The following is a 12,434-nucleotide window of genomic DNA, read 5'->3' as shown; positions in this document are numbered from 1 at the left end:
GCAATTTTTTTTCATATTTGTGATAATTCAAGAGAGATTTTTTTGAAAATTTTTTAAAATCAAAAAAAATTCTTTGACCCTCTATTTTTCAAATTGTAGTTTTTGTATTTCAATTCTCCAATTTTGGACTTCTCTCACTTCATGTTTCAAAAGCTGTTTTTGGAACATTTGTGTGTAGGAAATGCTGTGAAGAATGGTGTGATTTACAAAAAATCATCGCATACATTCATAATTTAACCTTTATCCTCATGGACGGAATCAGCAATAATTATCTCTTGCATGGGTATGGAAAAAGTCCTGGAAACAATAGTTTGTTGTTAAATATTTGGAAAGGTCTTCTTTTTGCTTTCTTCCTAAGTATTCCACATTTACTAGCAGGGCAAACTACCGAACAATTTAACTCATCTCCAACGCTAATCTCTCATCCAACTGTACCCTCTTGGAAAACCTCGGCAGAGGTAACCATCAACGGAGTGGTTTATGAGTTATTAAATGGAGGTAATGGAGGGTGGGCTTTTTCTCCCAATGGAGGAGTTTCCAATAGCTCTAGTCTTTGGTACAGCACAGCAGCTACCACATCTGTCACAATCAAAAGAAAAGACGGGGAGCGGTTTCAGTTTTATGGAGTTTGGTTAAAATATACAAATGTTAATAATTCTACTTTCTATCCACCTCCGTTCTTAAGAGTCAATTACAATGGATCTGGGGAGGCTAGCGAAACTTTTGGTATAAATTCAACTGTAACTTTAAGTAAGAATGTCAATGTCACTAGTGTTACATTGATGTTTTCTGGTTTACTTGATTTGTATTTTGATAATCTGATCGTTGGGCCAGCCGTAGCATCTTTATCAACAGTCACTACCAGTACACCAAGTAATGTAGCGGGAACTTTCGCTACCCTGGGCGGAAATGTCACGAGTGACGGGGGAGGGATCATTACTGAACGAGGAGTAGTATTCAGTACTACCACAAATCCTACAACATCAAACACTAAGATCACCATGGGCACTGGTTCTGGTGCTTTCTCTACCCAAGTAACAGGGTTGAGTCTTACTACTACGTATTATACACGCGCTTATTCAATCAATAGTGCTGGGACTAGCTACGGAGACCAGGTTACCTTTACAACTACTGATGGTTCGGGACCAATTGCACTGTATCCAATAATGGATTCCGCAATTGATGATGTGGGCTCTTACCCAAATGATCAATCTTTATACATAGGAAACGATCCTGTTTATGGCTATGGCTTTATGGAAGCGTTTATGAAGTTTTCTATTCCAGTTGATCTTTCAGGCACTGTACAGGAAGCTAAACTCCGAGTGAATGTCAATTACGTAGAAGGAACCGGTATTTTTTTAAAAGCTTTTGGATCATCCAATGATAGTTGGCTTGAAAATACAAGCAATGTGCCTTCAAAAGATTCTCCACTAGGACAAACCAGTATCAGTGCAACAGGATGGATAGAAATTGACGTTACTTCATTTGTTCAAAGTGAGTTTGCAGGAGACAAGGTGGTCACCCTAGTGTTGATTGGGAATAACTCCGGAATGTCTTACGTTGGGATAAATAGTCGAGAGCATACGAACAAACCAGAGTTGGTCCTTACCATGGCGTCAGGACCATCATTGCCTGAAGTTTTAACTTCTGCTCCTGATATGATAGGATTTACAGGTGCAACATTGAGTGGTCTAATTTCATCTGACGGTGGGGCTTCGATTACTGCTAGGGGTTTTGTTTATTCCACTACAGATAATTCTCCTACTATTGGAGAAAGTGGAGTAGTCTCCATTTCTTCTGGTTCAGGTACTGGATCATTCAGCGAAGTAATCAATGGACTTGAATCAGTCACAACTTATTTTGTTCAGGCTTATGCTACTAGTAGTGCTGGAACGAGTTATGGAGGAGTGGAGAGTTTTACAACGTTGGCTGATGACGTGGATCCTGAAATTAGTGTGCCTAATAATGCTACAAAAAATACAGATGAAGACAATTGTGTTTATCTGGTTCAAGGAACCGAATTTGATCCGATTTCAGTAACAGATAATAGTGGAACTATTACTTCACTTACATACTCGCTTCAAAAACTTCTACCAAATCCAAACCTAGTATCTGAAAATTTCAATTCAGGCTCTTGGGATAGCAACAACTTTGAAATCGGTTCTGCCTCTGGTTCAGTGGTAAATGGGGCCTACCGAAGTGGTGGTGGAGATGACAGAGGTACGCTTAGAACTATTGCCAATTTTATCCCTTCAGTAGAAAACCCAATTTATGTTAGTGCTACATTAAGATTTAATGGCACCGCAATCGCATTTATTGGAACAAGGGCAACTGGTTTGAAAAATCCATCAGGATCAAATGAACCTCTAAATAGTTTATACTTTAGGATTCATAACTTCAACAATGGGCAGACCAATTTAACAAGTACCTCGTTTGACGGTCGTCCGGGAAATGCTTTTTATTCAAATCCAGTCCGCGTTGAATTCGTTGATAATGGGTCAAATATTACAGGAACTTTCACCAATACAGTAACTAATCAAGTACTTTCTTTTAATCAAAATACTAACTATAGTTCTGGATCTTGGAGAGTCGTTTTTTCTGGTGGCGGGGGAGTATCTTGGGACGATATTCAAATCAGCGTAGGCCCTCATGCGTACATTCAAGAATATGCATCAGGGAGTAATTCGTTAAGCGATATATCCCTTGGATTGGGGGAAACCACCATCTTTTGGACCGCAGAAGATAATGCTGGGAACATTGCGACAGAGTCTTTATTGGTATCGATTTTGGATAATCAAAATCCATTTCTTTCAGTATCAGAAAACTTAGCTGGGCAATCAGAGTCTTCGGTTAATTGGGAAACAACTGTTCCAGATGTGGTTTTTGGTGATAATTGTTCAGAGCCTCAACTTTCCTGGCAAATGTCCGGAGCCACATCAGCCTCTGGTTTGGGTCAGGTAGGTCAGCGTTCTTATGCACCTGGAATCACGACGATTACCTATACTGTTACAGATGCGTCAGGCAATACGGCCACAGCCTCAATTACAGTAGAAAATACCAAAGAGTTTTTTGCAGGAGGAACTGGTACAATCCTGGATCCTTACCAAATTGAGGATTGGGAACATCTATTTAATATTAGATACTTCAATGATAATTATTTCATTTTAAACAATGATTTAGATAATTCTAGTAGTGGGTATAATATCTATGCATCCCCAAGTGCAAATGAAGGGATTGGATGGTTGCCCGCAAATTATATAGGAAATATAAATTTGGATGGAAAAGGATATACTATCGCTGATCTAAATTGTTTTAGGCCTAATCATTGGGGTAATGGAATCTTTGAATATCTATATAATTCTTCAGTTAAAAATCTCATACTAAAAAATTTCAACATAGAGGGACAGAGTTCATCAGGAAGTATAGCAGGATACGCAGAAAATACTCTTTTCGAAAATGTTCAAGTAATTAATGGGAATATAATTTCAACTGAATATTCAGGAGGCCTTTTGATTGGTGGGGGGTATGCGGTAAGTATTCTAAACTCCTCGGCGGAAGGAGATCTTTCTGGACAATACTACTTGGGAGGATTTTCAGGAGAATTTTATAATGGAAGAATTGAAAATAGTTTTGCTGATGTTTCTATTTCTGGTACCGAGTCGATAGGAGGATTAGTTGGTTCTTATTACACTTGGGGTTCTGAAAATTTTATAAGCAAATCATTTGCAAAAGGCACAATATCTGGAGTTAGATATCTAGGTGGTTTGGTAGGGCAAGCCTACCAAAGCAAAATTATCAATGCTTATTCCCAGGTTGATGTTATAGGAAGCGACAATTATATAGGAGGTATTGTGGGATATGGGGATAACATTCTACTCCAGAATATTTATTCGACAGGTGAAGTCCAAGGAGAGGGTGAATATGTTGGGATCTTAACAGGTTCATTTTTTAACAGCTCTCTTCTGCAGTCCTTCTGGGATATACAAATATCAGGTGAGGAAGAAAATATCGGAGGAGGAACAGGTTTGTCAACTTCCGAAATGAAAACAAAAACTACTTTCACAGAAGCTGATTGGGATTTTGAATCAATTTGGATTATAAAGGTGGCTGAAAGTGATAATGGTTATATTTCTTATCCTTATTTAAAAACGATCACCTATGATGAGGTAGAAACGAGTGTAGAGGTAAATCCTATTCCAGGATTAGAACTGGTTATATTTTCCCAAATAATTACATTTCCAGAAATTGAAACAAAAACTTACGGAGATGAATCCTTTGATTTAGGAAATGAACAAACTGATAAAGGACTGATAGTGGTATACACGGCAGCAGACCCAAGCATCGTCAATATTTCAGGCAATCAAGCTACAATTTTGAAAGCGGGTACTACTACCATTTCAGCAACGCAGGAAGGGGATGAGACTCACTTTGCTGCAAATCCAATAGAACATACGCTAACTGTAGAGAAAGCCTCTCTAACCATCACAGCAGATAACCAAAGCAAAGTTTACGGGGAAGTGAATCCAACATTGACCTTCACTTACACTGGTTTGGTGAACGGTGATACCGAAGTAAGCACCGAGCCAAGCATTTCAACGACAGCGACAGCAAGTTCAGGAGTAGGTACTTATCCAATCACCTTAACAGGTGGATTAGATTCGAACTACGAGATCACGTTGGCAGCAGGAGAATTGGAAATCACCAAGGCTTCAGTAACCATCAGTGCAGATAACCAAAGTAAAGTTTACGGGGAAGTGAATCCAACATTGACTTTCACTTACACAGGTTTGGTGAATGGTGACGAGAAAGTAGCTACCGAGCCAAGCATTTCAACGACAGCGACAGCAAGTTCAGGAGTAGGTACTTATCCAATCACCTTAACAGGTGGATTAGATTCGAACTACGAGATCACGTTGGCAGCAGGAGAGTTGGAAATCACCAAGGCTTCAGTAACCATCAGTGCAGATAACCAAAGTAAAGTTTACGGGGAAGTGAATCCAACATTGACTTTCACTTACACAGGTTTGGTGAATGGAGACGAGAAAGTAGCTACCGAGCCAAGCATTTCAACGACAGCGACAGCAAGTTCAGGAGTAGGCACTTATCCAATTACCTTAACCGGTGGCTCAGATGCGAACTACGAGATCACGTTGGCAGCAGGAGAGTTGGAAATCACCAAGGCTTCAGTAACCATCAGTGCAGATAACCAAAGCAAAGTTTACGGAGAAGCTAATCCAGTATTGACCTTCACGTACACAGGTTTGGTGAATGGTGATACCGAAGTAAGCACCGAGCCAAGCATTTCAACGACAGCGACAGCAAGTTCAGGAGTAGGTACTTATCCAATCACCTTAACAGGTGGCTCAGATGCGAACTATGAGATCACGTTGGCAGCAGGAGAGTTGGAAATCACCAAGGCTTCAGTAACCATCAGTGCAGATAACCAAAGCAAAGTTTACGGAGAAGTGAATCCAACGTTGACCTTTACTTACACAGGATTGGTAAATGGAGACGAGAAAGTAGCTACCGAGCCAAGCATAGCAACGACAGCGACAGCAAGTTCAGGAGTAGGCACTTATCCAATCACCTTAACCGGTGGCTCAGATGCGAACTACGAGATCACGTTGGCAGCAGGAGAGTTGGAAATCACCAAGGCTTCAGTAACCATCAGTGCAGATAACCAAAGCAAAGTTTACGGGGAAGTGAATCCAACGTTGACCTTTACTTACACAGGATTGGTGAACGGGGATACCGAAGTAAGCACCGAGCCAAGCATTGAAACGACTGCGACAGCAAGTTCAGGGGTAGGTACTTATCCAATTACCTTGACAGGTGGCTCAGATGCGAACTACGAGATCACGTTGGCAGCAGGAGAGTTGGAAATCACCAAAGCTTCAGTAACCATCAGTGCAGATAACCAAAGCAAAGTTTACGGAGAAGCTAATCCAGTATTGACCTTCACGTACACAGGATTGGTGAACGGCGATACCGAAGTAAGCACCGAACCAAGTGTAGCAACGACAGCGACAGCAAGTTCAGGAGTAGGCACTTATCCAATCAACTTAACCGGTGGCTCAGATGCGAACTACGAGATCACGTTGTCAGCAGGAGAGTTGGAAATCACCAAGGCTTCAGTAACCATCAGTGCAGATAACCAAAGCAAAGTTTACGGAGAAGCTAATCCAGTATTGACCTTTACTTACACAGGATTGGTGAACGGCGATACCGAAGTAAGCACCGAGCCAAGTATAGCAACGACCGCGACAGCAAGTTCAGGAGTAGGCACTTATCCAATCACCTTAACAGGTGGATTAGATGCGAACTATGAGATCACGTTGGCAGCAGGAGAGTTGGAAATCACCAAAGCTTCAGTAACCATCACTGCAGATAACCAAAGCAAAGTTTACGGGGAACTGAATCCAACATTGACTTTCACTTACACAGGTTTGGTGAATGGTGACGAGAAAGTAGCTACCGAGCCAAGCATTGCAACGACTGCAACAGTAAGTTCAGGAGTAGGTACTTATCCAATCACCTTAACCGGTGGCTCAGATGCGAACTATGAGATCACGTTGGCAGCAGGAGAGTTGGAAATCACCAAGGCTTCAGTAACCATCAGTGCAGATAACCAAAACAAAGTTTACGGAGAAGCTAATCCAGTATTGACCTTCACGTACACAGGATTGGTGAACGGAGACGAGAAAATAGCTACCGAGCCAAGCATAGCAACGACAGCGACAGCAAGTTCAGGAGTAGGTACTTATCCAATTACCTTGACAGGTGGCTCAGATGCGAACTACGAGATCACGTTGGCAGCAGGAGAGTTGGAAATCACCAAGGCTTCAGTAACCATCAGTGCAGATAACCAAAGCAAAGTTTACGGGGAAGTGAATCCAACATTGACCTTTACTTACACAGGATTGGTGAACGGGGATACCGAAGTAAGCACCGAGCCAAGCATTTCAACGACAGCGACAGCAAGTTCAGGAGTAGGCACTTATCCAATCACCTTAACAGGTGGATTAGATGCGAACTACGAGATCACGTTGGCAGCAGGAGAGTTGGAAATCACCAAGGCTTCAGTAACCATCAGTGCAGATAACCAAAGCAAAGTTTACGGGGAAGTGAATCCAACGTTGACCTTCACGTACACAGGTTTGGTGAACGGAGACGAGAAAGTAGCTACCGAGCCAAGCATAGCAACGACAGCGACAGCAAGTTCAGGAGTAGGTACTTATCCAATCACCTTAACAGGTGGCTCAGATGCGAACTACGAGATCACATTGGCAGCAGGAGAGTTGGAAATCACCAAGGCTTCAGTAACCATCAGTGCAGATAACCAAAGCAAAGTTTACGGAGAAGCTAATCCAGTATTGACCTTCACGTACACAGGATTGGTAAATGGAGACGAGAAAGTAGCTACCGAGCCAAGCATAGCAACGACTGCAACAGCAAGTTCAGGAGTAGGTACTTATCCAATCACCTTAACAGGTGGCTCAGATGCGAACTACGAGATCACGTTGGCAGCAGGAGAGTTGGAAATCACCAAGGCTTCAGTAACCATCAGTGCAGATAATCAAAGCAAAGTTTACGGGGAAGTGAATCCAACATTGACCTTTACTTACACAGGATTGGTGAACGGCGATACCGAAGTAAGCACCGAGCCAAGCATAGCAACGACAGCGACAGCAAGTTCAGGAGTAGGGACTTATCCAATCATCTTAACAGGTGGCTCAGATGCGAACTACGAGATCACATTGGCAGCAGGAGAATTGGAAATCACCAGGGCTTCAGTAACCATCACAGCAGATAACCAAAACAAAGTTTACGGAGAAGCTAATCCAGTATTGACCTTCACGTACACAGGGTTGGTGAACGGTGATACCGAAGTAAGCACCGAGCCAAGTATTGCAACGACCGCGACAGCAAGTTCAGGAGTAGGCACTTATCCAATCACCTTGACAGGTGGCTCAGATGCGAACTACGAGATCACGTTGGCAGCAGGAGAATTGGAAATCACCAAAGCTTCAGTAACCATCAGTGCAGATAACCAAAGCAAAGTTTACGGAGAAGCTAATCCAGTATTGACCTTCACGTACACAGGTTTGGTGAACGGAGACGAGAAAGTAGCTACCGAGCCAAGCATAGCAACGACAGCGACAGCAAGTTCAGGAGTAGGTACTTATCCAATCACCTTAACAGGTGGATTAGATGCGAACTACGAGATCACGTTGGCAGCAGGAGAGTTGGAAATCACCAAGGCTTCAGTAACCATCAGTGCAGATAACCAAAGCAAAGTTTACGGGGAAGTGAATCCAGTATTGACCTTCACTTACACAGGATTGGTGAACGGGGATACCGAAGTAAGCACCGAGCCAAGCATTTCAACGACCGCGACAGCAAGTTCAGGAGTAGGCACTTATCCAATCACCTTAACAGGTGGATTAGATGCGAACTACGAGATCACGTTGGCAGCAGGAGAATTGGAAATCACCAAGGCTTCAGTAACCATCACAGCAGATAACCAAAACAAAGTTTACGGAGAAGCTAATCCAGTATTGACTTTCACTTACACAGGGTTGGTGAACGGAGACGAGAAAGTAGCTGCCGAGCCAAGCATTTCAACGACTGCAACAGCAAGTTCAGGAGTAGGTACTTATCCAATCACCTTAACAGGTGGCTCAGATGCGAACTACGAGATCACGTTGGCAGCAGGAGAGTTGGAAATCACCAAGGCTTCAGTAACCATCACTGCAGATAATCAAAGCAAAGTTTACGGCGAAGAAAATCCAACGTTGACCTTTACTTACACAGGTTTGGTGAACGGCGATACCAAAGTAAGCACCGAACCAAGTATAGCAACGACAGCGACAGCAAGTTCAGGAGTAGGTACTTATCCAATTACCTTGACAGGCGGATCAGATGCGAACTACGAGATCACGTTGGCAGCAGGAGAATTGGAAATCACCAAGGCTTCAGTAACCATCAGTGCAGATAACCAAAGCAAAGTTTACGGAGAAGCTAATCCAGTATTGACCTTCACGTACACAGGTTTGGTGAACGGTGACGAGAAAGTAGCTGCCGAGCCAGGTATTGTAACGACAGCGACAGCAAGTTCAGGAGTAGGTACTTATCCAATTACCTTGACAGGCGGCTCAGATGCGAACTACGAGATCACATTGGCAGCAGGAGAATTGGAAATTACCAAGGCTTCAGTAACCATCAGTGCAGATAACCAAAGCAAAGTTTACGGAGAAGTGAATCCAACGTTGACCTTTACTTACACAGGTTTGGTGAACGGTGATACCGAAGTAAGCACCGAGCCAAGCATAGCAACGACAGCGACAGCAAGTTCAGGAGTAGGTACTTATCCAATTACCTTGACCGGTGGCTCAGATGCGAACTATGAGATCACGTTGGCAGCAGGAGAATTGGAAATCACCAAAGCTTCAGTAACCATCAGTGCAGATAACCAAAGCAAAGTTTACGGAGAAGCTAATCCAGTATTGACCTTCACGTACACAGGTTTGGTGAACGGAGACGAGAAAGTAGCTACCGAGCCAAGCATAGCAACGACAGCGACAGCAAGTTCAGGAGTAGGTACTTATCCAATCACCTTAACAGGTGGATTAGATGCGAACTACGAGATCACGTTGGCAGCAGGAGAGTTGGAAATCACCAAGGCTTCAGTAACCATCAGTGCAGATAACCAAAGCAAAGTTTACGGGGAAGTGAATCCAGTATTGACCTTCACTTACACAGGATTGGTGAACGGGGATACCGAAGTAAGCACCGAGCCAAGCATTTCAACGACAGCGACAGCAAGTTCAGAAGTAGGCACTTATCCAATCACCTTGACAGGTGGATTAGATGCGAACTACGAGATCACGTTGGCAGCAGGAGAATTGGAAATCACCAAGGCTTCAGTAACCATCACAGCAGATAACCAAAACAAAGTTTACGGAGAAGCTAATCCAGTATTGACTTTCACTTACACAGGGTTGGTGAACGGAGACGAGAAAGTAGCTGCCGAGCCAAGCATTTCAACGACTGCAACAGCAAGTTCAGGAGTAGGTACTTATCCAATCACCTTAACAGGTGGCTCAGATGCGAACTACGAGATCACGTTGGCAGCAGGAGAGTTGGAAATCACCAAGGCTTCAGTAACCATCACTGCAGATAATCAAAGCAAAGTTTACGGCGAAGAAAATCCAACGTTGACCTTTACTTACACAGGTTTGGTGAACGGCGATACCAAAGTAAGCACCGAACCAAGTATAGCAACGACAGCGACAGCAAGTTCAGGAGTAGGCACTTATCCAATCACCTTAACCGGTGGCTCAGATGCGAACTATGAGATCACGTTGGCAGCAGGAGAATTGGAAATCACCAAGGCTTCAGTAACCATCAGTGCAGATAACCAAAGCAAAGTTTACGGGGAAGTGAATCCAACATTGACCTTCACGTACACAGGATTGGTGAACGGCGATACCGAAGTAAGCACCGAGCCAAGCATTGCAACGACAGCGACAGCAAGTTCAGGAGTAGGTACTTATCCAATCACCTTAACCGGTGGCTCAGATGCGAACTACGAGATCACGTTGGCAGCAGGAGAGTTGGAAATCACCAAAGCTTCAGTAACCATCAGTGCAGATAACCAAAGCAAAGTTTACGGGGAAGCTAATCCAGTATTGACCTTCACGTACACAGGTTTGGTGAATGGTGACGAAAAAGTAGCTACCGAGCCAAGCATAGCAACAACTGCAACAGCAAGTTCAGGAGTAGGTACTTATCCAATTACCTTGACAGGCGGATCAGATGCGAACTATGAGATCACGTTGGCAGCAGGAGAGTTGGAAATCACCAAGGCTTCAGTAACCATCAGTGCAGATAACCAAAGCAAAGTTTACGGAGAAGCTAATCCAACATTGACCTTCACTTACACTGGTTTGGTGAACGGCGATACCGAAGTAAGCACCGAGCCAAGTATTGCAACGACAGCGACAGCAAGTTCAGGAGTAGGTACTTATCCAATCACCTTAACAGGTGGCTCAGATGCGAACTACGAGATCACGTTGGCAGCAGGAGAATTGGAAATCACCAAGGCTTCAGTAACCATCAGTGCAGATAACCAAAGCAAAGTTTACGGGGAATTGAATCCAACATTGACTTTCACTTACACAGGATTGGTAAATGGAGACGAGAAAGTAGCTACCGAGCCAAGTATAGCAACGACAGCGACAGCAAGTTCAGGAGTAGGCACTTATCCAATCACCTTGACAGGTGGATTAGATGCGAACTACGAGATCACGTTGGCAGCAGGAGAGTTGGAAATCACACCTGCACAATTGACTGTTCGTGTGAATGAGGGGCAGTCCAAGATCTTCGGAACAGAGGATCCTGAATTAACCTTTGTTGCTAACGGATTTATGGCAGATGATACACTTGAAATTATTTCAGGTTCCCTAATTAGGGAGCAGGGAGAAGCAGTCGGAACTTACAGAATTTTGATAGGAAGCCTGAATGCAGGTATCAATTATACCATTGAATTTTCAAGTGACCTGTTCGAAATCATGTATGCTTCCTTGGAGGCGATTATCAGTCCAGAGGATGTAGAAACAGCATGGAATACCAATCCTGAATTGCCTGCAACAGTCATTATCATGACAGTGGATGGAAGGTTCCTTGAGTTTGGAGTCACTTGGGATCTGAGCAACGTCAATCTATTAGCCCGAGGCTCTTATACAATCGCAGGTACTGTTGCATTGCCAGAAGGTCTTCTCAATGAAAATGGATTACTTGCTGAGATGAAGTTGATTGTATTGCCAAAACCTATTCCTAGTGATTTGATTCTGAGCAATAATTCGTTTGAGGGATCGACCAAGCAGTTCTTTATCCATATTGGTGGCTTCAGAGTAGTGGATGATTTTGATCATACACATATAATCAGCCTTGCAGAGAATAGAAGTGATAATCAGTACTTTGAAATCATTGACAGCATGCTTTTCTGGAGCAGCGCAGATCAAGTTGAAGGAAGAAACAGCTTCTTTGTGACCGTTTGGGTAGATGACAGAGATGGTAATCGCTTAGAAAAAGTATTTGAAATCAAACGAATTCGAAAATCTGTTGCTGATATCATGGTATACAATACCTTCTCACCAAATGGAGATGGAATCAATGATACATGGGGAATACCTGAACTCAGATTCTACCGAGGAGTGACCATTCGAGTATTTGAAAGAAATGGACTTGAAGTATTTATCACGAATAATCCAGATAAAGGATGGGATGGTACTTTCAAAGGAAAAGAAATGGCCGTAGGTACTTATTTCTGGACAGTTGTAGTTGGAGAAACAGGAGAGACTAGAAGAGGTATGTTGAATTTAATTAGAAAATAGAAAAGAGGGAAAATGGTAAAAGGAGTAACTCTCCTT

General features: G+C 43.1%; 1 protein-coding gene. It reads left to right on the top strand.

The features are described 5' to 3' along the window. The first annotated feature begins 248 nt into the window (after positions 1-248). Positions 249-12,398, top strand: a complete 12,150-nt coding sequence (locus tag IPZ59_RS00840; RefSeq protein WP_236137999.1) for an MBG domain-containing protein — start codon at positions 249-251, stop codon at positions 12,396-12,398. Positions 12,399-12,434: the final 36 nt, after the last annotated feature.

This window comes from Mongoliitalea daihaiensis, assembly GCF_021596945.1.
Taxonomy (GTDB): Bacteria; Bacteroidota; Bacteroidia; order Cytophagales; family Cyclobacteriaceae; genus Mongoliitalea; species Mongoliitalea daihaiensis.
Note: the sequence above shows the minus strand (reverse complement) of the source record. Positions and strands in the feature narration are given on the sequence as shown.

Bases quoted from the DNA above. Each gene is read 5' to 3' on its own strand.
- IPZ59_RS00840 (WP_236137999.1), top strand. From the start codon at position 249: ATGGACGGAATCAGCAATAATTATCTCTTGCATGGGTATGGAAAAAGT.